Origin of the sequence: Streptomyces sp. NPDC006368 (assembly GCF_040612535.1) — a bacterium.
Taxonomy (GTDB): domain Bacteria; phylum Actinomycetota; class Actinomycetes; order Streptomycetales; family Streptomycetaceae; genus Streptomyces.
Genome location: NZ_JBEXQK010000005.1, coordinates 1 through 24157 on the forward strand (window position 1 = coordinate 1; position 24157 = coordinate 24157).

At 68.6% G+C, this 24157-nt stretch carries 20 protein-coding genes and 2 pseudogenes; 12 read left to right on the top strand and 10 right to left on the bottom strand.

The annotated features are described in order from the left end of the window. From ABZZ38_RS06110 to ABZZ38_RS06120, 3 genes are all read left to right on the top strand, one after another. On the top strand, nucleotides 1-1026 hold a 1026-nt coding region (locus ABZZ38_RS06110), incomplete at its 5' end, for a homogentisate 1,2-dioxygenase (protein WP_356736272.1). 152 nt (nucleotides 1027-1178) lie between these two features. Further along, nucleotides 1179-1784: an NAD(P)H-dependent oxidoreductase gene (locus ABZZ38_RS06115; RefSeq protein WP_356736274.1), complete on the top strand. Its 606-nt coding sequence runs from the start codon at nucleotides 1179-1181 to the stop codon at nucleotides 1782-1784. Nucleotides 1785-2729: 945 nt separating this feature from the next. Further along, on the top strand, nucleotides 2730-3485 hold the full coding sequence (locus ABZZ38_RS06120; RefSeq protein ID WP_356736276.1) for a hypothetical protein: 756 nt from the start codon (nucleotides 2730-2732) through the stop codon (nucleotides 3483-3485). Between the two features lie 211 nt (nucleotides 3486-3696). Here the strand turns inward: ABZZ38_RS06120 and ABZZ38_RS06125 are convergent, their stop codons facing one another. Beyond that, complete coding sequence (locus ABZZ38_RS06125; RefSeq protein WP_356736278.1) at nucleotides 3697-4326, bottom strand: hypothetical protein; 630 nt, start codon at nucleotides 4324-4326, stop codon at nucleotides 3697-3699. 188 nt (nucleotides 4327-4514) lie between these two features. On the opposite strand from ABZZ38_RS06125, the gene ABZZ38_RS06130 reads away from it, so the two are divergent. Next, nucleotides 4515-5060 (top strand): hypothetical protein, encoded by a 546-nt coding sequence (locus ABZZ38_RS06130; RefSeq protein ID WP_356736280.1) that lies wholly within the window; start codon nucleotides 4515-4517, stop codon nucleotides 5058-5060. A gap of 203 nt (nucleotides 5061-5263) precedes the next feature. Here the strand turns inward: ABZZ38_RS06130 and ABZZ38_RS06135 are convergent, their stop codons facing one another. The 3 genes from ABZZ38_RS06135 to ABZZ38_RS06145 form a co-directional block, all read right to left on the bottom strand. Continuing rightward, nucleotides 5264-5386, bottom strand: coding sequence for a hypothetical protein (locus ABZZ38_RS06135; protein WP_356736282.1), 123 nt, complete (start codon nucleotides 5384-5386; stop codon nucleotides 5264-5266). Continuing rightward, nucleotides 5383-6177 carry a hypothetical protein gene (locus tag ABZZ38_RS06140; RefSeq protein ID WP_356736284.1) on the bottom strand — a complete coding sequence of 265 codons (795 nt, stop codon included), beginning with the start codon at nucleotides 6175-6177 and terminating at the stop codon, nucleotides 5383-5385. The genes ABZZ38_RS06135 and ABZZ38_RS06140 overlap by 4 nt, the downstream gene beginning before the upstream one ends. Nucleotides 6178-6241: 64 nt before the next feature. Further along, on the bottom strand, nucleotides 6242-7225 hold the full coding sequence (locus ABZZ38_RS06145; protein WP_356736286.1) for a site-specific integrase: 984 nt from the start codon (nucleotides 7223-7225) through the stop codon (nucleotides 6242-6244). Between the two features lie 1239 nt (nucleotides 7226-8464). Here ABZZ38_RS06145 and ABZZ38_RS06150 point away from each other — a divergent pair. Together ABZZ38_RS06150 and ABZZ38_RS06155 are read left to right on the top strand one after the other, a co-directional pair. After that, nucleotides 8465-8587 (top strand): annotated as a pseudogene (locus tag ABZZ38_RS06150) (IS256 family transposase); the annotation flags it as partial. A gap of 48 nt (nucleotides 8588-8635) precedes the next feature. Further along, nucleotides 8636-9436 (top strand): alpha/beta hydrolase, encoded by an 801-nt coding sequence (locus tag ABZZ38_RS06155; RefSeq protein ID WP_356736584.1) that lies wholly within the window; start codon nucleotides 8636-8638, stop codon nucleotides 9434-9436. Here the strand turns inward: ABZZ38_RS06155 and ABZZ38_RS06160 are convergent. Continuing rightward, on the bottom strand, nucleotides 9416-9847 hold the full coding sequence (locus ABZZ38_RS06160) for a hypothetical protein (protein WP_356736288.1): 432 nt from the start codon (nucleotides 9845-9847) through the stop codon (nucleotides 9416-9418). The genes ABZZ38_RS06155 and ABZZ38_RS06160 overlap by 21 nt on opposite strands. A 147-nt stretch (nucleotides 9848-9994) precedes the next feature. Here ABZZ38_RS06160 and ABZZ38_RS06165 point away from each other — a divergent pair, with 147 nt between their 5' ends. The 3 genes from ABZZ38_RS06165 (at nucleotide 9995) to ABZZ38_RS06175 (ending at nucleotide 13935) form a co-directional block, all read left to right on the top strand. Next, nucleotides 9995-10270, top strand: coding sequence for a cold shock domain-containing protein (locus ABZZ38_RS06165; RefSeq protein WP_356736290.1), 276 nt, complete (start codon nucleotides 9995-9997; stop codon nucleotides 10268-10270). Between the two features lie 1503 nt (nucleotides 10271-11773). Beyond that, entirely contained in the window at nucleotides 11774-12355 is a 582-nt protein-coding gene (locus tag ABZZ38_RS06170; RefSeq protein WP_356736292.1) for a carbonic anhydrase, read from the top strand. A 17-nt stretch (nucleotides 12356-12372) separates the two neighbouring features. Next, nucleotides 12373-13935: a SulP family inorganic anion transporter gene (locus ABZZ38_RS06175; RefSeq protein ID WP_356736294.1), complete on the top strand. Its 1563-nt coding sequence runs from the start codon at nucleotides 12373-12375 to the stop codon at nucleotides 13933-13935. A gap of 501 nt (nucleotides 13936-14436) precedes the next feature. Here ABZZ38_RS06175 and ABZZ38_RS06180 read toward each other — a convergent pair. From ABZZ38_RS06180 to ABZZ38_RS06200, 5 genes are all read right to left on the bottom strand, one after another. Beyond that, nucleotides 14437-16071, bottom strand: a complete 1635-nt coding sequence (locus tag ABZZ38_RS06180; protein ID WP_356736296.1) for an NAD(P)/FAD-dependent oxidoreductase — start codon at nucleotides 16069-16071, stop codon at nucleotides 14437-14439. A gap of 135 nt (nucleotides 16072-16206) precedes the next feature. After that, the gene (locus tag ABZZ38_RS06185; protein ID WP_356736298.1) at nucleotides 16207-17457 is read right to left on the bottom strand and encodes an MFS transporter; all 1251 of its coding nucleotides are present in this window, start codon (nucleotides 17455-17457) and stop codon (nucleotides 16207-16209) included. Beyond that, nucleotides 17454-18029, bottom strand: coding sequence for a hypothetical protein (locus tag ABZZ38_RS06190; RefSeq protein WP_356736300.1), 576 nt, complete (start codon nucleotides 18027-18029; stop codon nucleotides 17454-17456). Before ABZZ38_RS06190 ends, ABZZ38_RS06185 begins: the two co-directional genes overlap by 4 nt. A gap of 98 nt (nucleotides 18030-18127) precedes the next feature. Then, nucleotides 18128-19354 carry a hypothetical protein gene (locus tag ABZZ38_RS06195; protein ID WP_356736302.1) on the bottom strand — a complete coding sequence of 409 codons (1227 nt, stop codon included), beginning with the start codon at nucleotides 19352-19354 and terminating at the stop codon, nucleotides 18128-18130. A gap of 91 nt (nucleotides 19355-19445) precedes the next feature. Continuing rightward, entirely contained in the window at nucleotides 19446-19598 is a 153-nt protein-coding gene (locus tag ABZZ38_RS06200; protein WP_356736304.1) for a hypothetical protein, read from the bottom strand. 591 nt (nucleotides 19599-20189) lie between these two features. Between ABZZ38_RS06200 and ABZZ38_RS06205 the strand changes: the two are divergent. The 3 genes and pseudogenes from ABZZ38_RS06205 (at nucleotide 20190) to ABZZ38_RS06215 (ending at nucleotide 23897) form a co-directional block, all read left to right on the top strand. Then, nucleotides 20190-21015: pseudogene (locus tag ABZZ38_RS06205) on the top strand (IS5 family transposase). Nucleotides 21016-21819: 804 nt separating this feature from the next. Next, on the top strand, nucleotides 21820-22401 hold the full coding sequence (locus tag ABZZ38_RS06210) for a carbonic anhydrase (protein ID WP_356736306.1): 582 nt from the start codon (nucleotides 21820-21822) through the stop codon (nucleotides 22399-22401). Nucleotides 22402-22406: 5 nt separating this feature from the next. Then, entirely contained in the window at nucleotides 22407-23897 is a 1491-nt protein-coding gene (locus ABZZ38_RS06215; RefSeq protein ID WP_356736308.1) for a SulP family inorganic anion transporter, read from the top strand. Nucleotides 23898-24157 lie beyond the last annotated feature (260 nt).

Sequence of the window (24157 nt, forward strand, 5' to 3'; positions counted from 1 at the left end):
GAGGGGGAGGTCTCCCAGCTCTACCACGCCCACCCCACCACCGACTGGCTGCGCGTCGAAGGCCCGATCCGGCCACGCGGTATCCAGCTCACCGATCTGGCGACCGCTGACGCGTCCGACCCCAGGGCACTGCCGACGCTGCTGATGTTCAACGACGACATCAAGATCTCGGTGTCCAAGCGGTCCACCGCGATGCCGTACTACTTCCGTAACGCCGACGGCGACACGCTGCTGCTGACCCAGTACGGCAGCGGCACCCTGGTCTGCGACTACGGCGCCCTGGCCTACGGGCCACTGGAGTACCTGGTCATCCCGAAAGGCACCAACTACCGCCTCGTGCCCGACGAAGGTGTCGAGCACCTGACGTACGTGGTGCAGACGCGGGAGCCGATCGCGCTTCCCGAACGCGGCCCGCTCGGTCACTTCCTTCCCTTCGACCGAGGCGTCCTGGACATACCCCGGCTCGACGCCCAGGACGCCGTCCCGGCACCAGAAAACCCGAGCGGGGAGTGGAAGGTGCTCGTCACGCGCGACGGGGAGCTGTCCTCCATCTTCTACGCCTTCGATCCCGCCGACGTCGAGGGCTGGACCGGCAGCCTCGCCCCGTTCCGTCTCCGGCTGGCGGACATCCGGCCGTTGACATCGGAGCGGCTGGATGTGCCGCCGATGACACACGCCACGTTCCAGTCAGGCGAGAACTGGATCGTCACCATGTCCCCGCGCCCGATGCAGAGTGCCGAGGACGCCGAGCGCGCACAGCCCTACCACCGCAACGTCGACTACGACGAGGTGATCGTCCCCCTCGGCACTCCCGACGGCCGCAGGGCCGGCCCGCCCCCCGGGCTGATGAGCGTCACCCCCGGCGGAATGAATCACGGCCCCAACCAGGCACGCCTGGCCGCGGCCCGCGACCGGCTGCCGATCTACGTGTGGAACATCGACACCGCCCGCCCCCTGCGCTACACGGATGCCTTCGCGGCCGGTGAGATCCCCGACTTCGCCCAGCGTGAGAGCTTCCGCGGCTGACCCACCGAGCTGTCTGACCGCCGGCCCCGCCCCGAAGCCCCGCCCGGCAGGGCCGGTCTTTGTCCCGCCCCTCCCCCTCAATGCCGCTTGTCCATGTCGGCGCGGCGACACTGCCACGCCCGTGTCCGTCCCGGAGTAACCCTTCATGAGCCGTGCTCCTGGCTATCTCTGGCTCTCTGCGAGCCGCCTCATTCAATACCCAGATGCTCCAGGGCCTTCAGACCCTCGCCCCCGAAGGCATGCACATCGAGCTGTTCAAGGGCCTGGGCGAACTGCCTCACTTCAACGAAGACCTCGAGGCCGACCCGCCGGCCACCGTGCGCAGGATGTGGCAGGCCATCGCCGACGCCGACGGTCTCATCGTGGCGACCCCCGAATACAACGGCGCCATGCCCGGCGTCCTGAAGAACGCCCTGGACTGGGCTTCACGCCCGTACGGCGCGAGCGCCCTGCCCGGCCACGCCGCGATAGTCCTGTCAGCCTCCCCGGGCGTCTTCGGCGGTATCCGCGCCCAGAGCCAGCTGCGCGAACTGTTCGCCCTGCTCAACGTCTACGTGGTCGGCGGCCCCCAAGTCGCCGTCCCCGAAGTCCACACCCGCCTGGACCACGAGGCCGAGCCGGGCGAGCGCCTGAGCGACCCCATTACCCGCGCCATGCTCACCTCCCTCCTGCACGGCCTCGCCGAAGCCATCGACCACCAGGCCGGACGCCGCCTCATCCAGCCGCTGCACCACTGGCAAAGCCAGCTCGCCGGCTGACGCCCTCTCGACAGACCCCCCGCCCGCTGCCCGACAGGCGCAACACACGCTGAGGTCCGAGCACATCTTGATCATTCGCGAGATCGGTTGATCGCCGTGGCCGCGTCGTCACAGGCCGGGCCGATGACTGCAAGGTGGGCCAATACGACTTCACCGCTTGATCGCCGTGGTAGCGCTGGAGAGCCGTAAGGGCCCTCTGAGCAGGGGGGGGCGCATGCCGAGCGACCGCAACATAGCCGACGATCGCCGGTTTGGGTAACCGGCGATCGTCGCGACCATTGAAGCTCGCTACGCCCCCGAGCTTCCCGTGGAGAACATGAAGAACACGCTCCTCTCGCAGTCCCCAACTCCAGGTCTCGCTACCGGCAGTGGCCACCGCCCAGAACCCGGCAAGCGATTCTGCTCGTGATCACCGAATACGAGCGCTGCTCATCAGACGCGGAATCGACGTATCCGCAGACAGCAGTGCTCATGAAGTCACGCTCCCTACACTGCTCTAGCATCCGCGGTTGCCCGACCTATCCCGCCTGGCCCTGACCCCCGGCGAGCTAGCCCCTGGGGTTCATGGGCACTCAGTGACCTGTTCCTCACATCACCACGGGGTGGGCGGGTCCTCAGCCACGCCGCTGAGGATGTCTGCCTGGGAGATGGTCACCAACGCCCTCCGTGATGTCAGTGCTGCCGTGTACGGTCCGGTCAAGTTCACTTCAGAGACGCCTGGTTAGGCCGGAGAGCGAGGGCCAGTCCGTGGTACGGCAGCCGATGAGACGCAGCGGACATCTGAGGGGTAGACCAGGAGACTTCTGGGACATCGCGGAGCTCAGGAATTCCGGCGTCCTGGGGACACAATCCGGCATCCGAGCGGATCGGCGAGGTTCACATGCTGGCCTCTTAATCCGAACGGGCAAGTCTCCGCAAGATACTGCTGGTTGGCACGCGGACGGCTTGCTGCACTACCTGGGTGCTTCTCTCGTCTTCGACCACCCTGTACATCACCGCGATGCCCTTAGCCATCCGACGAATGCGCGGCTTCTCGCGGCAGCCGAAGAGGGACGACCCATCCACGTCTTCGAGACGGGAGGGCAAACCGCGCGCCATATCGACGAATTCATCCTAGAAGACGTGGGACCACCTCAAGCCATGAGAGTTGGGGGCAGGTTCGCCTATCCTCCTGTTTTCAAGTTGCGCCCCACAGAGACTGTGGCTCATGTTCCTGGGCAGCTCGCTGCAGTGTGCGACTCGCAGGTAGTGACCTTCCGAGCAGTCGAGCGTGGCGACTTGTTATGTGATCAATCAGCCCTGGACACCGCAAAGTTGCGCCCTGAGAACAAGCTCGTCCTCAGGTTCTGCCAGTACCTGAACCGCAACGGCCATGAAACCTTCAGCCTGCAGATCAGGCATACGCCAGACCACGCTCCAATGTTCACGGACATTTGGGTGGACTCGGCTTACCTCCTGATCGAAGCCAAGGTGAAGACCGATCGGGAGAGTGTCCGCATGGCGCTGAGCCAGTTGGCCGACTACACACGCTTTCTGGAACAGCCAAAGAGGGCGGTTTTGTTGTCCGGGCGGCCAGAGCCCGATGTAATTGCTCTCGCTCACTCGCAGCAGTCGGCCATTATCTGGCCAACCATGGAAGGCAATTGGGTTTCGAGCATCGGCTGGCTCAGTCAGCTCGGTATCTCACAAGCCCCAAGGTGACTGTACACCTGTAATGCAGGGTGCCATTTACTCACCGTCAACACCCGCCTATACAGCTGGAGCTTCTGACTGCCCGCCTTCGAAGGTGCCTCGCGGTTGAGGCCGCTGCACGCGGTCCCGGTGGCGTTGAGCATTGCTCGAAATGAGCGGCCCGTGAACGCTCTGTGGTCCTCAGCTGTCGCTGTCCTTGACGCCTCCTCGCAGGCCCCACTCATCCAGGCCGGAGTAGATGAAACGCGGTGCGGCCCCGCGAAAAGGAGAGAGCCTCGGCCTCCCCTGCGTAAACCGCCACCAGCGAGTCGGCTCCGCGCCACCATGTGTCGGACAGGCCCATCACTTCGCGCACTGGCTCGTACCCGTCCAGAACGATGTCATCGACATCGTCACCGGTGACCTTGACGATCTGCTGTGCGCATCCGGACGCGTGGTGGGTCAGTGCGAGCGACTCCACCCAGCCTTCGACGGTGGCGTGGAGGGGCGCCCACCGGCCTGAGTGAATACCGAACTCACCGGACGGGCCGATCATGAACGAGTAAGGGACCGCGGTCCGCTGCATCCCGGCTTCGAACCACCACCCATCGGAGGATGAGCCTTCGGGTGAGTCCGCTTCGAGGTATCTGGGGCCGCCGTCGTACTGCGGTGAAGGTGGCAGGACCAGGCCACCCCACCGCTTTTCATAGGCCGCCATCCGGTCGATGACCGCCGCCGGGACGTCTCGGTCAAGCCACCACTGCCCGTGCTCCCCGATGGGCCGGATGTCGACCTTGACGCCGTGAGCGCGGACGAACGATCGGGCTCGTTGAGTCAGGCCGTCAGGCACATCGTTGAAGAGATTGATCACCGACCGGCACGGAACACCCCTCGCCGCCTCCTGGAGGCCCAGGCCTGATAGACGGGTGCGCACAGATGTGCGAAACACGAATGGGTGCCCCTGCTTGCAGGGTGCGATGGGCTGACGGAGCATCACAGTGACAGAGGCCTCTGCCGGGTGTTCCAACCCGCCGCTGCTTGCTTCGGAGTGATGCACCCATGGACAAGTCCTCGCTGGCCGGTATCGATTCGGTCGTAAGCGGCGGCAGGGCAGTCATGACGGCCGAGGACAGCGTCGTCGTCGACGTCGTGAAGGCCACCGTGAAGAACGGCAGAACCGCCACCCTCTACCTGACCCCTTCTCAGTTCTCGGCCATCAACGCGTGGTACTGGACTCCTCAGCGGATGAAGCACATGGGGCTCGAGCCGGTGTCGGACGAGGAAATGGCCCGGATCAGAACCGCACTCGGAACCGAGGCTAGCGGCTCGGCCTACTCCAACCGGATCGAGTGCCCCAACGGACACCCGTACGGCGCGTTCGAATTCGTGAAGCAGGGAATCGAAGAGCACGGATTGGACGCCACCCGAGCGGTCTTCAACCTGAAGGACACGGCCGTCATCCGCGCCAATCCCCACCAGCAAGTCGTGTGTGCCACCTGCCGGCGTCAACTCGCGAGCCCGCACTACTACGTCTACTGGCGCTACGGATGCTGTGTGGACCTGGACGACACCTCCACCGCGGCCTTTGCGGCCCGACACAGCTGACCGCCGGCATCGCCGGCGGGCTGTTTACGGACGGCGTCCGCGACCGGCTAACTGATCGTTTCAGCATGAGATCGGTGTGTCGTCAGGCGACTCTCGTACTCCTCGGCGCTGATCTCCGTCCAGCCCTCCGGCGCCTGCGCGGACAGCGCGCCGCCGCTCCGTGCGATCACCGATGGAGCGGCCCGGCCCAGAACCAGCAGCGCTCACGGAGTGTATTGACGGATGCGCGGTGACACGGCCGTGCTGTGGGTGATGGTCTCCTCGTCCAGCCGGAGGTCAGCCTGATCGGGGCGGACCTCCTCAATCACCTTCCAGAACAGCTTCACCAGGTTGTGCACCAGCGCCTGGAGCGTGGAGTAGTCGACCTCTGTCCGGCGGCGGGTGATGTAGTCGACGAACAGATCGCGGATGTCTGATTGCGGATCTCGTGGCGGTCGACGAGTTCGTCAACGCTGCGCTGGCCGCGGACGACGGCCGAGCGCATTGAGCGCGGTGCCGACTCTGGGAAGTGGCCCATGTCCACCAGCACGGGCCAACACTTTGTGCCGGCGAAGCAGCCGTCGGCGGGGTGTTCGCCCAGGGTGACACCGTGCTTGCGGCTCTCGGTCGCGTAGTGCAGCAGTCCTTCCGGCGTCAGGTCGGCCAGCTCGATTCCGTAGACCGTTAAGGCCGCGCAGATGTCGAACCTGGACTGCCGGTGAGACTTCTGTGCCATCGACCTGGCGTTGGACGGCTCGAAGAACTCATCCAGCAGCCGGTCCTGGGCGGCCTCACGGAAGATGTCGGTGTAGTGGAGGAAGTTGTAGGAGCGGAAAGCCAGAAGGGAAGGCTGGATTAGCCGGATGGCGAAGGCGTAGCCCTCGGCCGTGTTCAAGCGTCCGGCCTGAGTGCCTCCGGGGAACCGGGAGAGACTCACAAGGAGAGGCAGGAGCGAGCTCCGCAGGTACTTCTCCTTCCGCGGGGTCGTGCCGAACTTCCGGCAGACGAGGGCGACGATCTCCTCTGCTGACGCCTCCGACAACTCACCCAGCGGGCGGGGCGGGTGCTTCGGAGGTGTCGGGACGACCGGCTGGATGGCTGTGGGAGCAAAGCTGAAGTCCCGGTCGTAGAACGTCACGCGCTCGCGCCGGCGGACCCTGCTGGTGGTCGGTCCTTGGACCCGGGCACTGGTTCCTGCCTGACTACCGGGCACCGAACACCACCGCGATGTCCTCGGCGTCGTACTGCTGCGACCACGTCGTCGGCTGCTGCAGACGGCTGTAGTGCTCGGCGAGTTTGTCGACCAGGTCGTCCAGTGCCACCACGGTGTAGAGGTGCGTAGTTGTGATGTGGGCGTGCCGCAAGATCGTCTGCACCTCCGCGAGGGTCATGGCCGGGTCCCGAGCCATGCGGGTCGCGGCCGTGTGCCGCAGATCGTGAAGGGTCCAGTTCATGCCCAAGTGCTCGGTCGCCCGCTGAAGGATGCGGCGAGCCGCCCAGTAGGTCAGCGGACGCACCTCGCCCCTGCAAGTTCGCCAGACCGTCTGACCGTCCTTGGGCAGGCCGGCTTCCTCCAGGTAGGCCGCGAGATGGGCCAGCCCGCTCGGCGAGACGGGGACCGGCTGCCGTTCCCTGGTGCCCTTGGAGATCACCCAGAGCTGGCCCTTCTGCCAGTCGATGTCAGGCAGCAGCAGGCCCAGCAGCTCGCTGGCCCGCGCCCCGGAGTCAACGTAGCAGGACAGCAGAGCCCGGTCCCCGTTTGCACCGCATCCGGCTGAACAGCTCGTCCCACTGCTGATCGGGGATGGCGCGGTTTGGCGGGCCGGCACCTTGGGACGCAGCCGCCCCCGCCGGAAACGGGCCGGGGCCTCGATCGGCGAGCGATGAGCCAATGCCGCCCGACGAGCCGAACTGTCCGGCACCGGGTTGAGCACCGGTCCGCGGCCGAAGTGGATGTGGAAGTCATAGAACCCGTGCACCACCGTGAGTGCGTGCGCGATCGTCGCCGGTGAATACCCCGCCGTCGGCGTGCGCTTGCCCGTCTTGGGATTCACCGCCCCGGTCGGGAATCCATCCGCGCGGCAACGCTGTCGCTGCGGGTTCCGGGCTGTCCGCAGCCACCCCACCATCGCCGCCGTCTCAGCCTCCGTCGCCTGAGCCCAGCCGACGTCCAGCAGCCACAGCACCCGAGACCAACGAAGCAGGTCAAACGCGTAGCTCCGGCAGGTCAACCCCGGCCGCTGGAGTGCCGGGGCGGTCAAGGCCGCGATCGCCGACCCACACAAGGCCAGGCAGCTGAGGGATATAGAGGCCGCCGCGCAGGGCAGCGCCGACTGGCATGCAGCCTGGAACCCTGTCGCAGAGGCTGCAGGGTAAAGCGACGGGTCCACGCGGTCACCGGCTCTGTCCCGTAATCGGTGACGATCCCGGAGTCCACCGCGGCGGGAAACCGGCCACGGTGGACTCCGAGGCGGGTAGAACAGGCATCGTAAGGAGGCCTGTTGACCGAAACCAGTTGCTGCTGGGACGGGGCGGCGTAGCCTCCGTGCCGCCTGCGGATGACCGGGCGGTCATGCACCAGGGGTGCCTGGCTGCCCGGTCACCGGACATGAGCGGAGGGGCAGGGGCGTAACCAAGGACGTCGTGGTGGTCCACCGGGACGCCGTGGGGCGCACGGTGAAGGTTCCGGCTGCCCAGGCGGCCGGTGTGCCACTGACGAGACGTGATGCGGTGTGGGCACCCTCTCGGCACCCCTCCCAGCGCAGCATCGCCACCTGGTGGTGGTCGGCCACCACCGGCCGGCTCGTGAGCTGCCGGTCGCTTCAGAGGCTGACCGTGGCGATGCTGCCGGACTTCCACCCGCAGGTGGTGGACTTCCAGGCCTGGTCGGCGCGGCTTGAGTGGCGGGAGAGGGGCCGGGAGAGGAGTCTGGTGCCGGACTTCTTCGTGCGCACCGCCTCTGGCGCGCTGGTCGTGGTGGCGTGTCCCCCGGCGACCGGGCCCAGCGCCCGCCGTGCAGCCTGGTCCGCGCAGGCGCCGGCCTGCGATGAGACGCCCCGAGGCGTACTGCAGTGCGGGCGGTCCCGCGCCGGGCTGGTGCGGGGGCTATTGCGGTAGGGGTACCGTCACCGGATACGGCGGTGCTGGATGTGGTCCGGTCTTGGAGACAGCCGCCAACCCGTCGACGTCGCCGGGCGGACGGACAGCGGCGCCGGAAGGGCTCGGCGACCTGCCGGACAGCGAAAGCCCGCCGCGCCCCGTGCATATGGCCTCGGATCCCGGGCAGCAGCACATCAACAACAGCTCGGCTCCCCCCTCCGAGCACGTCGGCCCCGCCGCCATCCCCAGGTGGCGGGGCCGCCCCACACCCAGCCCTCAAGAACGCCCGTGCCGCAGCAGGCATGCACCAGCGCACCGCTGCTTTCGCGATGGTGTTCAAGCTCGTCGAGTCCGCCCAGGCCCGCTGGCGGGCCGTGAACGCATCCCACCTCGTCGCCCTCGTCCGCGCCGGAGCCCGCTTCGAACGAGGCCAGCTCGTCGAACGCCCGAGGCGGTTGCGGCATGATCAGGGCCGGCTGATTCCGTGGAGGTCCGACGTGGCATGGTCCGAACAGGTGGTGGTGCGAGACGGTGTCCGGCTTGCCTGCCGGGACTGGGGCGGGCCGGGGCAGCCGATCGTGTTGCTGCACGGCCTGGCCGGTCACGCGGGTGAATGGGACGTGCTGGCACAGAGCTTGAGTTTCCGCTATCGGGTCGTCGCGGTCGACCAGCGCGGGCACGGCGCCAGCGAGCGCCACCCACAGGACGTCTCCCGCGCTGCCTACGTCGCCGACGTCATCGCCGTTGTCGATCAGCTGGCGCTGCGGCGGCCTGTCCTGGTCGGCCAGTCGCTGGGCGGGCACACGGCCATGCTCACCGCCGCTGCACATCCCGGACTCGTCCGCGCGCTCGTGCTCATCGAGGCCGGCCCCGGCGGTCCGAACCCGAACGGCCCCGTGGACATCGGCGGATGGCTCGACTCGTGGCCGACACCGTTCCCCTCACGCGACGCGGCAGTCGCGTTCCTCGGCGGCGGACCGGTCGGTGCAGGCTGGGCAGCCGGGCTGGAGGAACGCGAGGATGGATGGTGGCCTCGCTTCGACCGGGACGTGATGGTTCGCTCGCTGGCGGAGAACGCCCGGCGTTCCTTTTGGCACGAGTGGGGGCAGGTCGCGTGCCCCACTCTGGTCGTCCTGGCCCAATCCAGCTTCATCCCTGCGCAGGAAGCCGACGAGATGCTCCGGCTGCGGCCTGTCACCATGGCCGTGAGCATCCCCGGCACCGGCCACGACCTGCATCTGGAACAGCCTGAGACCCTGCACACCGCGCTCTCGGACTTACTCGAAGGCCTCGCTTGAGAACTCCTGCACGGTCACGACAAGACCACCGTCAGACCTCGCAGACAGCCATCGATCCACAGACCTTGACAATGACTCCTGGCCTGGTTGTTGTTTGTCACGGCCGCCCGTGTGCAAGACGAGACTGACAGTGGAGAGGCAGATCCCGGCGGCGGCAGCGGTCGGCGCGACCGTCCATCGCTTGGTCTTCCGCCGGTGCAGGCGGGCATTGTCCAGGACCTCCCTCGGCTTGATGTCTTCGCACTCGGCAAGGTTGCAGACGGAGATACCGAAGGCGAAGGCCGCGGCGCCGGTGAAGATCTCGAAGCTCCGGGAGGCCAGGACCTGGGCGGCTGTGGCGGCGAAGCCCACCCAGAAGATCGTGGTGAAGACGGCCGGCACAGCCTGGCTGTAGTCCCCCGCCGTGATCACCTCGCGGTAGTAGGTCCCGTACCGGCGCGGCGCCCGGAAACGGACGGCCGGCTTCCTCGAGGACCTGCACGGTGCTGTCGGCACTATGCCCGGAGCGAGAATCAGAGGGGTCTCGGACGTACCGATCGGCTGGAGCGGGAGGCGGGCATGGCCGAAGGAACGGTCAAATGGTTCAACTCGGAGAAGGGATACGGTTGGATCACGCCCGATGGCTGGCTTGCCTCCCCGCCGCCCCGCAGCTGGTGGAGCAGGTTACGACGCGGGCCCGACCCGGCGCCGACAGTCATCGAGGACGTCTTCTTTCACTACAGCGCGAGACAGATGCACGGCTACAAAAGTGTGGACGCCGGGCAGAGGGTGTCATTCGACATCGTGCGGGGTCCGAAGGGCATGCGGGCGACCAAGGTGACTCCACTGGGGTGACGGCCGGGGGGGACCCCCTGCCGGAGGCGGGTCCGCCGGGCGCGGGACGAGCGCCCTCCTGGCCCTGGCAGGCCGTGCCCCCTCTACAGCTCGCCCATCCCGAGCGTGGTGCCAAGGTCCGCCGCGCTCGGGGGTGACAGTGGCGCGTGCTAGGGCGAACCTGGTCAAGGGGTCGGTCGGCGGCGCCCGCACCGGTGCGGTACGCAACATCGGGTGCGGCGCACCGGATGCGCGCGAGAGTGCCGGCCATCGCCGGGTGGTGCGCACCGGGCGCGGTGCCGGACATCGCGGTGCGCACCTGAGTGGCGTCCATCGTCATCAGGTGCGCACCGGAGGGACATTGACTCAGTGGAGCCCATCGGGTGGGCTCCACTGAGTGGACGCCACCCGATGTCGTGCATCACCACTGGACGCAGAACATCGTGCGTTCCACTCGGTGGACGATGCCCCTGCATCGTCACCACAACCAGGCGCCTGAGTGCCACACCCGGGACAGAGCACGCGCGTCGCGGCGCGCGGCCGCGTCACCGATCCGGTTCTGCCCAGGCCGGGCCGGCGCGACTGCCCGGCGGCCAAGCGGCACCGTCCGGCGTCCCGGAGCCGCCGCCACTGCTTGCGCAGCTCCAGCTTCTTCTCCAAAGGTCGCTTGTTCGGCGCGGAGAAGGTGGGCGGAGGCTTCCACACGAAGTCCCACCCATTTCCCCCCACCGCCCTGCCCCGCGACGTCCACTGAATCGTCGGCACGCCGTGCGGGCGTCTGCGCCCGCACCCGTGTCCCGGCCCGGACAGACCGGGTCCAACCGTGTCCGCCCGGTCCGACCGCGTCCACCAAGGGTCGATTCGCGCCAACCATCTGCGGTTTTCAGGCTCTCTTAGCCCTCGAAACATTGAGTTATCCCTGCAAACGACTTTGCCGGGTAAAGTCATTCTTGACCAGTGGTTGACCAGATATTGACACGTGCTATGGGTGCGAACTACCGGAAGGGGGGCGCATGTTCCGTGCTGTGACGCCCCGGGCGACGACCGGGGACCTGACGTCCGCCCCGTTAGCCTCCGGTTCTTCGCACCCCTCGCGTCCTTCGCATCCGCGCACATGGTCCGCTCTCCAGAGACCCGGAGTCAGGCCGAAAGTGATCCTGCCGCGAAGGCGTGACGCCCCGAAACACTCTCTACCGGGAAGGCGCTGCGCGACGAGGTCGCCCTCTGCCGCGCCATCGGCCGTTCCCACGGCCCCGGCGGGCCTCCGGCGCACCCGCGACCGGCTCCGCATCGCGGACGCCGTCCCGGGAGCGCCCGCCCGTCCGCCGCTGACACCGAGCCTGTCGGCGACACAGGAAACAGTCCGGTCCGGCGCCGCCACCACCGCGCTCCGAGACCGCCGCCGGCCCGCACCCCGGCCGCGCTCCAGGTCTTCCGCTGCTGAGCAACAGAGAATCCGCCCCGTCCCCGTCATATGCAGGCCCGACGCGCCCCCATTTGCGCGCCAGGAGGAGTTACCACACCATGCAGTCCCTCATCGACAATGCCCGCACGTTCGGACAGCGCCCTGAGGAGTTCGCCCGCCTCGCCGAAGGGCAGTCCCCCGACGTCCTGTTCATCACCTGCTCCGATTCCCGGGTCGTTCCGGCTCTGATCACGGGTGCCCGGCCCGGCGAGCTGTTCGAGCTGCGGACCGCGGGCAACATCGTCCCGCCGTACGCCTCCGCGCACCCCACCAGCGAGGCGGCCACCATCGAGTACGCGGTGGAGGTGCTCGGGGTGAGGGACATCGTGGTCTGCGGCCACTCCCACTGCGGGGCCGTCGGCGCGCTGGTGCGCGGTGACGACCTGACCCCCGTACCGGCTGTGCGCGAGTGGCTCACGTACGCCGCCGACGAACCCCGGTGCGCCGACAGCGGCGACCCGACGGTGGCCGAGGCGGTGCAGAACCACGTCCTGACCCAGGTGCTGCGGCTGCGCTCGTACCCGTGCGTCGACAAGCGCTTGGCGGACGGCCGGCTGGGACTGCACGCCTGGTACTACGAGGTGCACACCGGAACCGTGCACGCGCACCAGGCGGGGTCCGACACCTTCGAGAGGCTCTGAGGGGACCGGTGACCGCCATGAACGTACTGTCGAAGTTCCCCTACTGGCGGCAGGACTTCACCGCCTCCCTCGTCGTCTTCCTGGTCGCCGTGCCGCTGTGCGTCGGTGTGGCGGTCGCCTCCGGGGTCCCGGCCGAACTGGGCCTGGTCACCGGTATTGTGGGGGGCATCATCACCGGGCTCATGCCCGGCAGCAGCCTCCAGGTGTCAGGGCCCGCCGCCGGCCTGACCGTGCTGGTCTTCGAGGCCGTCAGCGAGTTCGGGGTGTCCGCGCTCGGCGTCGTCGTGCTGGTCGCCGGACTGCTCCAGCTCGCCATGGGCTTTTCGAAGGTGGGCCGTTGGTTCCGCGCGATATCCGTCTCCGTCGTCGAGGGCATGCTCTGCGGCATCGGCCTGGTGATCATCGCCGGTCAAATCTACGCAGCGGCCGGCCTGAAGGCGCCCGACACCGGTCTCGGCAAGATCGCAGGGCTGCCAGGAGCGGTCATCGAGGCCCTGAGCAGCACCGCGGCGCTCACCTCGCTCGCGATCGGTACAGGAACCATCGCCGTCATTGTGCTGTGGAAGAGGATGCCGAAGGCAGCGCGGGCTGTGCCCGGCGCCCTTGCGGCGGTGCTGTTGGCCACGGTGACCGCGCTTGTCTTCGGCCTGCCGGTCGCCACGGTCGAAGTGGAGGGGCTGCTCGGCGTGATCCAGCCGCCTGGCTCCGGGGCCTTCGGCGAGCTGGCTTCCCCGGCCATCTGGGGCACCATCGTCGCCTTCGCCCTGATCGCCTCCGCGGAGAGCCTGTTCAGCGCCGCCGCGGTGGACCGGCTGCACGACGGCCCGCGCACCCAGTACGACAAGGAGATGATCGCCCAAGGCGCGGGCAACACGATCTGCGGTGCGCTCGGCGCGCTGCCGATGACCGCGGTGATCGTGCGCAGCTCCGCCAACGTCGCGGCGGGTGCGAAGACCAAGGCGTCTCGGGTGCTGCACGGCGTATGGCTCCTGCTGTTCGCCGCCGCGCTGCCGTCCGCCCTGGCGCTGATACCGATTCCCGCGCTGGCCGGCATCCTGATCCACGCGGGCTGGAAGCTGATCCCCTTCCGCCAGACCGCGGCGCTGTGGCGTTCCCACCGGAGCGAGGCTCTGATCCTGGCGGTCACGGCCGTCTCCATCGTCGCGGTGAACATGTTCGAGGGCGTGCTGATCGGACTGGCGCTGTCCGTGATCAAAACCGCCTGGGAGGCCTCGCACACCAAGCTGGAGGTCATCGACAAGGGCGCCGGTCCCGTCCAGGTGTACCTGTCGGGCAACGCGACCTTCCTGCGGCTGCCGAAAATTCTCGACAGGCTGGAGGCCCTGCCGCAAGACCGTCCGATCGAGTTGGACCTCACCGGGCTGCAACACTTGGACCACGCCTGCCGCACGGCGCTGGACAACTGGGCCGAGCGGCACAGCGAGGCCGGTACGGAACCAGTGAAGGTCACCGAACCTGACCTGGCCGCGGCAGCCATGAAGGTCACCGCGACCCCGAGCGAGTTGCACAAGGCCGCAGGCGGGACATCTCCCGTTTACAACGGGGGTCCCAGGGGCTGAGCGGAGTGGGTGCCGTCGTTGTACGGCGAGCGCTTCACGAGAGGAGCGCGGTTGGGTTGTCGGCCCACCTCGGGGCCGGCCGATGGCCTGGACGGCGGGTTCGCCGGCCGCGTCCCTCTTTCGCAAACCCGCCCGTGGGCGACTCGCGGCCGGGCGCGTTGCACCCGCGCGTGCCCGCGGGGGTGCGTCGCACTCCCGCGACCCGGCGGGCCCGCACAGCCGGATCGGGTCGGCACCCGCACCCGGCACTCCGCCGCCTTGCGGCACCGCCCTCGTAGTCTCAGCCGGAGCAGCGTTTCCGTGGAGTGCCGACCTGCCGTCAGCGTGTCTCCCACCGGCTGAGTCAGCAGGATCCTGACCCCCGGACCAGCGACGACGGTCACCGGGGACGCGCGGGTGGCCCCGACCCGGGCCACGGCGTTCCCCGTTCCGGCGCGCCGCGCCCGGCGGAACCCGGTGAGGCCCGTCACGCAACTGGCTCGGCGCCGCATCCACCCGCGCTCAGGAGTGTGAGGCGGAGAGGACGAAGCCGGTGTACTCGCCCCGGCTCACGGCGTCGCACTCCTCCCGGTACCGGTCCAGTCCGCCGGCATAGGCCAGGAACACCCGGGGTTTGCCCGGAACGTTCGCTCCTGTGTACCAGGAGTCCACCGCCGGGTAGAGCGTTCGGGCGGCGAGCTCTGTCACCCGCGTGCCCCAGTCCGCCTCGGCTCTTGGGGTGGCGTCGATCTCCGTGAGCCCACGCTCCCGAAGGTGGGCGATGCAGTCGGTGATCCACTCGACCTGCTGTTCCAGGGACACCGCGATGTTGGTGAGCACGGACGGGCTGAGCGGTCCCAGGACGGTGAAGAGGTTGGGGAAGCCGGACGAGACGAGTCCTAGATAGTTCCGGGGGCCGTCCGCCCACTTCGTACGGAGGCTCATCCCGCCCTTGCCCACGATGTCGATGGCGAGCTGGGAGCCGGTCAAGGCGTCGAAGCCGGTGGCGAGGACGATCGTGTCGACGATGTGCTCCCCGTCCGAGGTCCGGATGCCCCGGGGCGTGATGGTCTCGATAGGTGTCGTGCGGAGGTCCACCAGCGTTACGTGCGGCAGGTTGTAGGTGGCGTAATAGCCGGTGCCCAGGCACGGCCGCTTGGTCGCGAAGGGGAACGTGCGCGGGGAGAGCAGTTCGGCTGTCGCCGGATCGGTGACGATCGACCGGATCTTGGACCGGATGAACTCGGCCGCGGTCTCGTTGGCCGTCTCGTCGGTCAGGATGTCGGTGTAGGTGCGCAGCAGTCCGCTCAGCAGGCCTGAGTCCCAGGCTGCCTCGTAGGAGGCCGTGCGCTCCGCCTCGTCCGCATCCAGGGCCGACCGGGTCGGTGGCTCGAAGACGGTTCCTCCCCTGGACGACCGCTGCGCTTGCCTGAACTGCGGGTAGTGGGCCTTGAGTTCCTCGACCTCCATGGTGCGCAGCGGGCGATTGTGGGCCGGGAGCACGTAGGCCGGGGTGCGCTGGAAGACGGTGAGGGCGGCCGCCTCGGCGGCGATGACGGGGATGGCCTGGACACCGGAGCACCCGGTGCCGATCACGGCGACCCGCCGGCCGGTGAAGGAGACGCCCTCGTGCGGCCACTGGGCGGTGTGGTGGATCTGGCCCGTGAAACTGTCGGCGCCCGATATCTCCGGGGCTTTGGGGGCCGACATGCAGCCCGTCGCCAGGATGACGAACCGGGCGGTGACAACCCGTGCGGTGTTCGTGGAGACCCGCCAGAAGTGTCTGTCCTCGTCGTACACGGCGCGGGTGACCCGGGTGCCCAGTACGACGTCCCCGCGCAGGTCGAACCGGTCCGCCACGTGGTGGATGTACCGCAGGATCTCCGGTTGGGAAGCGTACCGTTCGCTCCATTCCCACTCCTGGTCCAGCTCCGGGGAGAAGGAGTAGGAGTAGGACACGCTCTCTATGTCGCAGCGGGCCCCGGGGTACCGGTTCCAGTACCAGGTTCCGCCGATGTCGTCACCGGCCTCGAAGACCACCGCCGTCAGGCCGAGCTCACGCAGCCGGTGCAGCTGGTAGAGACCGGAGAGTCCGGCCCCGACGACGACGGCATCGACCGAGTGGGGGGCGGAGGGCGGGCCGGGGGTGGTAACCATCGGGGTTCTCCTGTTCTTCCGCATCACCTCGCGGACCAGGTGTGGAGGCCTGCGGTGCGAAGGAGGCGGCGTGGACGGTGGTGGTCTCGCCCTGACGGATGGCCGGGCCGCGCCGCTGCGTGGTTCCGGCCCCTCTCACGGGCTTCGGCCTCTCCTGCCCAGCGTCACCGCCGGAATCACCGCGAGGGCGAGGGCCCCCGCCGCCATCGCCAGGACCGGGTAGCCGCTGCCGCCGGCCACCAGGCCCGAGACCATGCCGCCCGTCGCGCCCGCCGCGGACATCCCCACGTCTGCCAGGCCCTGTACCGCTGCACGGTTCTCGGCGGAGGTGGCGTCCGTGATCAGGGCCGTGCCGCCGAGCAGGGCCAGGTTCCAGCCGATGCCGAGAAGTATGAGCGCGCAGGCCAGCAGCGTGACGGAGGTCGGTGGGGCAAGGCCCGCGGACAGGCCTGCGGCCAGCAGGACGGCGCCGGCCGTGGCGGCGACCCGCCTTCCGCCGATCCGGTCCGCGAGCAGGCCGCTCAGGGGTGACGGCAGGAACATCGCGCCCACGTGCAGGGCGATGACCAGACCCACCGCCTGCGTCGCATGGCCGTGGCCGGTCATGTGGACGGGCGTCATGGTCATCACGGCGATCATCACCAGCTGGGCAGTGATCATCACGGTGGCGCCGATGACGACACCAGGGGCACTGCGCACGGAGCCGTGGGGTCCGGCGCCGGGCTCGGCCACAGTACCGCCGGGTTGCTGGGGCTGTGCCGGGCCCAGCGGGTCCGGGCGCAGCCACACCAGCAGCACCAGGGCTGCTGCGGTGTAGGCCGCCGCCGCCAGCAGGAAGGGCCCCGCCAGTCGCGGAACGCCCCAGGCGTGGGCGAGGGTGCCGGTGGGGCCGATCAGGTTCGGGCCCGCGATCGCGCCCAGTGTCAGGGCGAACAACACGGTTCCGGCGGCCCGGCCGCGTCCCTCGGGCGGGGCGAGGTCGGCGCCGGCGTAACGCGCGAGCAGCCCCGTGACCGTACCCGCCCCGTACACGAAGAGTGCGGCCAGGAGCAGGACGGGCCAGCGCGCCGCAGCCCCGGCGACCACGCCCGCGCTGCCCAGCGCGGCGACTCCATTGCCGAGCAGCAACCCCAGGCGGCGCCCGAATCGCTGACAGACACGCCCGAGGACGGCCGCTCCGAGGGCCGCACCGACGGCGAACAGCGCGGCCGGCAGCCCGGCCAGGCTGGTCGAGCCGAGCAGATCCTGGGCCAGCAGCGCGCCCACCGTGATGCCGGCCGCCATACCGGCACCGCCGAGGATCTGCGAGGCGACGAGCACCGTCAGAGCGCGGCGCCGTTCCCGGGAGAGGTCCGGCACAGGGGTCGGTGGGGCCGTCTGGGTCACGCGTGATCCCGCACCGGGGCCGCGGTGCCGTCGGGCGTCTGTGGGTCACCGGCCAGGGCGGCTATCTCTCCCAGCGACATGCCGAGTTCGTCGTGCAGGAACCGCACGATTGTCCAGTGCGGCAGGGCGTCGGCGTCGAAGGGGCCGAACGCGGCCGTGTAGAGGGGGATCCAGCGCAGGGCCTCCTCGACGGCGGTTTCCCGTCCGGGGGCTTCCTGGTAGGCGTTGTAGGAGATGCTCCGGTGGTGGATGAAGTGACCGCCGGGCAGCCGGTGCTCGCACAGGTCGAGGTACTCGCGCGTCTGCAGGATGAGGTAGTGCCATATCTCGTCGATGTCCTGCTCGACGGGGAGGAAGAGGCCACCGAGCCGGTCGGGGTGGCGGGAGAGGAGGTAGAGGTAGCGCAGGCACTCGCGGACCTGGTGCCGGACGACGGATGCGGACGGAGCGTCGGGCTTGGCCGTGAAGTGCCGCACCACCTCCTCGTGCAGAGCTGGGCCGAGCAACCCCTCAGCACAAGGCGCCCGTTCGGCGGCGTTGTCCGAGGGGGCGTGGGCTGCGGACGTAGGCATGAGGCTCCTTCGGGAGGTCGTCGGCGGGAGCGTCGAACCGGCACGCGCACAGGGACGGCCGGTAGCGACGGGGGGAGAGGACGGGGCGGTCGGCGTGGTCAGGACAGGTCGGGCATGGTCAGCCAGGCGTACTTGCCGGAGCGCCCGATGGGGATGCCGGTGCAGTGTTCCACCCGGCAGAACCGCCCGGTCAAGGTGCTGACGGACGCGGACAGTTCCGCCGTCTCGTCGGCTGTGAGCGGCGCGTCGTCGAAGGTGGTGTACGACAGACGGCACTCGCCTTCGCCGGTCAGGTGCAGTTGGTGCAGGAAGACGCGGGTGCAGATGCCGGCGATACGGGCGTCGAGGTCGGCCTGGGAGACGGGCCCTTCTGGCGTGGGCAGCAGTTCCTTCTCCCGCCCGCAGAAGGAGACGATCCGCTCCGGGTCGGCGCTGCCGTCGCGGGTGCGGACGCAGTCACCGGACCGGTAGCGGACCAGCGGCATGTACGGGTTGCGGACGCTGGTGACGATGAGGCTGTGGATGCCGCTGCCCGGTTCCACAGGGATCAGCTCGACGCTCATGTCCTGGAGGTAGGGCTGGTAGCGGCCTTCGGCGTCGCTGTAGAAGAGGTAGCCGAGTTCGGTGCTGCCGAAGAGGTCGATCACCGGGCAGTCGAAGTGGGCGCGCAGGTGGGCGCGGACGTTCAACGGTGTGTACTCGTAGGCGTGGACGATGCCGGCCGGGCGGGGGAAGTCGTCCCACAGGCCCCATGCGGAGGTTTTGCGGACCAGGTGCGCCAAGTGGTAACCGGAGCAGTCCAACAGATAGGAGCCGTCGGGGTGGGCGGTGGCCGCCTCGCGGATCTCGGCGAGCATGCGCTCGACGTCGTCTCGGTCCCAGTCGGCGGGGTCCAAGCGGCGGTTGAGATACAGCGTGCGGTCGTCGAGCCAGCGTTCGCCGGGGGTCGTACCGGGCTTGCGGGCGTTCACGCGGGCGACGTGCTCGGTGGCGAGGACGGTGGTCAGCGAGACCCGCCGGGCGCCGTCGTGCCACGAGGCGCCGAGATCGGGGTGCTCACTCCACAGGCGGTAGTAGGAGCGGAGCAGGAAGTAGGGCGGCCGAATGAGCTGCATACGGGCGTGGTTGGTCCCGGTGGAGAGCACGAACTCGGCTTCTCCTGCCTCCAGTGCGCGGGCCAGCTCCGGGGTCATCCAGTTGTCGGGGAAGTCCCGGGCGATCTCCGGCTTCTCCAGAATCGGGAAGTGGCCGCGCTCGACGGAAGCACGGTAGATCGGGATGTCGCGCACCCTGTCCAGGACATCGGCACTCGGCAGGCGGTTCACGGGGCTCTCCGGGCGGGGTCGGCGGCGGGAGGAGCGAGCGGGACCTGCCGGCGCGGCGACGGCCACGCCGGCAGCATGGGGCATCAGAGGGTCAGGAGATGCAGCCGCCCTTGGCGGCGGCGCTGATGCAGCCGCTCTTGGGCGCGACGCTGATGCACCCGTCCTTCGCCGCCTGGGCGGAATTGGCGGCGACCCACTTGCGCCACACGGACTCCTCCGTCATGCGCTTGATGAGCTGCTCCATGGTGAAACCTCCTAGAAAGGAAGGGGTCGGGCATTGCTTTCATGAAGGGATGGCTTTGCGATGATCGCCCATCGGCATTGAAAGTAAAGAGATGGTCAATCAACCGTCAAGGGGCGCCTTGGTGAATGACCTGAACCGCGCGCCTCGCACGTGGCGACCCATCGGGGCCGCAGGCCGCACACCATCCCCGCGCTCCAAGCCCTGCGACCGCCCTCACCGGGCCCCCGGCCCGTGGAGCCGACGCCCTGGAGGTGTCCGAATCCCCACCATTATGACGCCTCCCCCAGAACAGGCCTTGGGCGCCAATCGTTACGATGCCGACGGAAGCCCTTAAGAGTGAGCGTTTGGTTCGCCCATCGGATGGTTCATCCTGATTTTCAGCGGCCAGGTACGGGCCGAGCCGAGCGATGTGCCGGAAAGGCGACTTCTGAGGCAATCAGTGGACCAGTAATGCGCCGGTTTCCTCGCAAAAGCTCCCGTCTCATTTGGAAACGTACCGGTTCACAGGAGATTGAGAACGCACGCCCCGGTGCACCCGACACCCCCGCACCCGCCCTGCTCAGGCCAGCCGCCACCGCATACCCAGGCATCATGCAGCCCTCACGGCCCTACCCCAGCGACCTGTCCGACCCCCGCTGGGAACTCATCCGCCCCACCCTCGAAGCCTGGCGCCAGGCCCCAACGGCATCCGTAAACCCACCCACGACCTGCGCACCCTGATGAACGCCATCCTCTACATCGACCGCACCGGCATCCCTTGGCGCGACCTCCCCCATGACTTCCCGCCCCACCAGACCGTCTACGGCTAGTCGCCCACCGGGAAGCCGACGGCATCTTCGACCAGCTCACCGGCCTGCTACGCGGCAAAGTCCGCCAGGCCGAGGGCCGCACGAGCGAGCCCAGCGCTGCCTGCTCGACAGCCAGAGCATCAAAACCTCCGCCACCGTCCGCCTGACCAGCCAAGGCATCGACCCGGCCAAAAAGATCACCGGACGCAAAGCGGCACATCGTCACCGACACCCTCGGCCTCCTGATCGCCGTCGCCGTCACGGCCGCCGGCGTCCACGACTCCGCAGCCGGCACCCAACTCCTGACCAAAGTCCGCGAGCGCCACCCCTCCATCACCAAAGCCCGGGCCGACAACGGCTACCGGGCCAAAGCCGTGGAACAAGCCGCCCACCTCGGCATCGACCTCGAGAGCGCCCAACGCGAACCCACCGCCCGCGGCTTCCACGTACAGCCTCGCCGCTGGGTCATCGAACGCACCCTCGGCTGGCTCACGCACCACCGCCGCCTGGCCCGCGACTACGAAACCCATCCACACCGATCAGCCGCCATGATCCAGCTTGCCGCCATCAACCTCATGACCCGCCGCCTCACCCACGAAGCAGCCACCACCAACTGGCGCGACAGCTAAGCCAAATGAAGCAGACAACCGAGAATCAAGCTCACTGAGGACGGCGAGTGCGGGAGGCGCGGGGCTGAGCGGATCGCCCACCTGGTCCGCCCGTTGTCCGCCGGGGTGGCGGTCATGCTCTTCGCTCTCTTCGCGGCCGGAGTGAGCCACTTTGACAACGGTCACTTCTGCGCCGACATGGGGCACGTTCACGCCAACTTCACTTCGTCTTTCGGGTTCCCTTCCTCTGGCGACACTCAATTAACCCCGCCAGCGACTTTGCTGAGTTATGTTGTTCTTGACGGGCCTTTTACTATTCATTGGCCTGTGCAAGAGGTAGTGAACTGCTGGGAGGGGACGCATGTTGCGAGGTGCGGCGGCTTTGTCCGTGGTTTGGATGCCTCGCCGCGGTCCTGCTCGCTCTCCCGTTCTTCACGTCCACGGCGTCCTTCACGCCTGCGCACACGGCCCGTCACGCCATGGCCAAGGCTCAGCCCGGAATCAAGCTCTCCGGCAAGGGGCTTCGCGAGTCCGTCACCTGCCGGACCTCCAGCGTCCTCGGCGACCCGACCGGTCGCCTACGCGCCCACGACCGGCACCACACCGCCGACTCGACGCTCGGCCACGCACTGATGACGGCATTTGCCTCGACCGCATCGGAGCCGGTCACGCCCCGCACCGCGTACCACGGCAGGCAGAGAGGGGCGTCAGCCCACTCGCCGGCCGCTCTGCAGGTGCTCCGCTGAGCAGCGGAGCAGCCCCCCCCCATCCCTGTCCTGTAAGTCCGACGCGCCCCCACAGTGCGCCAGGAGGAGTCACCACGCCATGCAGCCCCTCATCGACAACGCCCGCACGTTCGGACAGCGCCCTGAGGAGTTCGCTCACCTCGCCAAGGGACAGTCCCCCGAGGTCCTCTTCATCACCTGCGCCGACTCCCGGGTCGTTCCGGCCCTGATCACAGGCGCCCGGCCCGGCGAGCTCTTCGAGCTGCGCACCGCGGGCAACATCGTTCCTCCGTACGCCTCCACCACCCCCACGGGCGAGGCGGCCACGATCGAGTACGCCGTGCAGGTGCTCGGCGTCAAGCACATCGTGGTGTGCGGCCACTCCCACTGCGGCGCCGTCGGCGCGGTGGTGCGCCACGACGACCTGACGGTCGTACCCGCCGTACGCGACTGGCTCGCCCACGCCGCGGACGAGCCCAAGTGCTCCGACCCCAGCGATCCGACGGTCGCCGAGGCGGTGCAGAACCACGTGCTGGCGCAGGTGCAGCGGCTGCACTCCTACCCGTGCGTCCAGAAGCGCCTGGAAGCGGGTGAAGTCCAGTTGCACGGTTGGTACTACGAGGTGCACACCGGCGTCGTGCGCGAACACCGCGCCGAGTCCGAGACGTTCGAAGCGCTGTGAGGGGGATGGTGACCGTGCTGTCGAAGTTCCCTTGTTTGAGGCAGGACTTCCTCGCCTCCATTGTGGTCTTCTTGGTCGCCGTGCCGCTGTGTGTCGGTGTGGCGGTCGCCTCAGGCGTCCCCGCCGAACTCGGCCTTGTCACCGGCATCGTCGGCGGGCTCCTCACCGGGCTGATGCCCGGCAGCAGCCTTCAGGTGTCGGGGCCGGCCGCCGGCCTGACCGTGATCGTTTTCGAGGCGGTCAGCGAGTTCGGGGTTGGCACGCTGGGTGTGATCGTGCTGATCGCCGGTCTGCTCCAGCTCGCCATGGGCTTTTTGAAGATCGGCCGCTGGTTCAGAGCGATATCCGTCTCGGTCGTCGAGGGCATGCTGTGCGGTATCGGTCTGGTGATCATCGCCGGCCAGATCTACGCGGCGGCGGGCCTGAAGGCCCCGGAGACCGGCATCGGCAAAATCGCGGGTCTGCCCGGGGCGTTCGCCGACACGCTGGGCAGTACTGAGGCGCTGGCCTCGCTCGCGCTTGGCGCGGGCACCATCGCGGTCATCGTGCTGTGGAAGAAGATGCCCAAGGCGGTACAGTCCGTGCCCGGTGCCCTCGCGGCGGTGCTGCTGGCCACGGTTGCCACGGCCGCCTTCAGCCTGCCGGTGGCCACCGTCCAGGTGGAGGGGTTGCTCGGTGTCATCCAGCTGCCTGGAGCCGATGCGTTCGGTGAGCTGGCAGGCCCTGCCATCTGGGGCACCATCGTGGCGTTCGCGCTGATCGCCTCGGCGGAGAGTCTGTTCAGCGCGGCGGCCGTGGACCGGCTGCACGACGGTCCGCGCACCGAGTACAACAAGGAGATGATCGCCCAAGGCGCGGGCAACACCGTGTGTGGTCTGCTCGGCGCGCTGCCGATGACCGCAGTCATCGTGCGCAGCTCCGCCAACGTGGCGGCGGGCGCGAAGACCAAGGCGTCCCGTGTGCTGCACGGCGTGTGGCTGCTGCTGTTCGCCGCCGCGATGCCGTGGGCCCTGGCGCTGATTCCGATCCCGGCCCTCGCCGGCATCCTGGTGCACGCGGGCTGGAAGCTGATCCCGTTCCGCCAGATCGCGTCGCTGTGGCGCAGCCACAGGGGCGAGGCCCTGATCCTCGTGGTCACCGCGGTGGCGATCGTCGCGGTGAACATGTTCGAGGGCGTGCTCATCGGTCTGGCCCTGGCCGTGGCCAAGACCGCCTGGGAGGCATCGCATCTCAAGCTGGAGGTCATCGACAAGGGCGCCGGTCCCATCCAGGTGTACCTGTCGGGCAACGCAACCTTCCTACGGCTGCCGAAGATCCTCAGCAGCCTGGAGGCCCTCCCCCAGGGCCGCCCCGCCGAGCTGGACCTGTCCGGCCTGCACCACATCGACCACGCCTGCCGCACGGCCCTGGACAACTGGGCCGAACGGCACGGCGCAATCGGTACGGAACCCGTGGAGGTCACGGCGGCCGAGAAGAAGGTCACGGCGGACACGTGACACGGCTCAGCAGCCGGGCGGTGCACACCACACCTGTACCGCCCGGCCCCTGCCTGGAAATGAATCGTGCGCTACTGCAACACGCAGCAGAACCTCACAGCCCGGCCGCGGTCCGATCCGGCTTCGCATCGGCCCGGCAGGCGGGCGGGCGACAGCGACCCGGCGCGGGCGGGCGCAGCGGCACAACGCTAGGGTCTGTCCGATGGGGGTGTACCGCCCTGTTGGGTGGTATGCCTGGCCCGGCCAGCCTTCCAGTTGCG

What these genes read in the sequence shown, in the direction of transcription:
- ABZZ38_RS06130 (WP_356736280.1), top strand. Translation starts at nt 4,515, where the DNA reads ATGGACAAGTCCTCGCTGGCCGGTATCGATTCGGTCGTAAGCGGCGGC.
- ABZZ38_RS06165 (WP_356736290.1), top strand. Translation starts at nt 9,995, where the DNA reads ATGGCCGAAGGAACGGTCAAATGGTTCAACTCGGAGAAGGGATACGGT.
- ABZZ38_RS06170 (WP_356736292.1), top strand. Translation starts at nt 11,774, where the DNA reads ATGCAGTCCCTCATCGACAATGCCCGCACGTTCGGACAGCGCCCTGAG.
- ABZZ38_RS06175 (WP_356736294.1), top strand. Translation starts at nt 12,373, where the DNA reads ATGAACGTACTGTCGAAGTTCCCCTACTGGCGGCAGGACTTCACCGCC.
- ABZZ38_RS06180 (WP_356736296.1), bottom strand. Translation starts at nt 16,071, where the DNA reads ATGGTTACCACCCCCGGCCCGCCCTCCGCCCCCCACTCGGTCGATGCC.
- ABZZ38_RS06190 (WP_356736300.1), bottom strand. Translation starts at nt 18,029, where the DNA reads ATGCCTACGTCCGCAGCCCACGCCCCCTCGGACAACGCCGCCGAACGG.
- ABZZ38_RS06200 (WP_356736304.1), bottom strand. Translation starts at nt 19,598, where the DNA reads ATGGAGCAGCTCATCAAGCGCATGACGGAGGAGTCCGTGTGGCGCAAG.
- ABZZ38_RS06210 (WP_356736306.1), top strand. Translation starts at nt 21,820, where the DNA reads ATGCAGCCCCTCATCGACAACGCCCGCACGTTCGGACAGCGCCCTGAG.
- ABZZ38_RS06215 (WP_356736308.1), top strand. Translation starts at nt 22,407, where the DNA reads ATGGTGACCGTGCTGTCGAAGTTCCCTTGTTTGAGGCAGGACTTCCTC.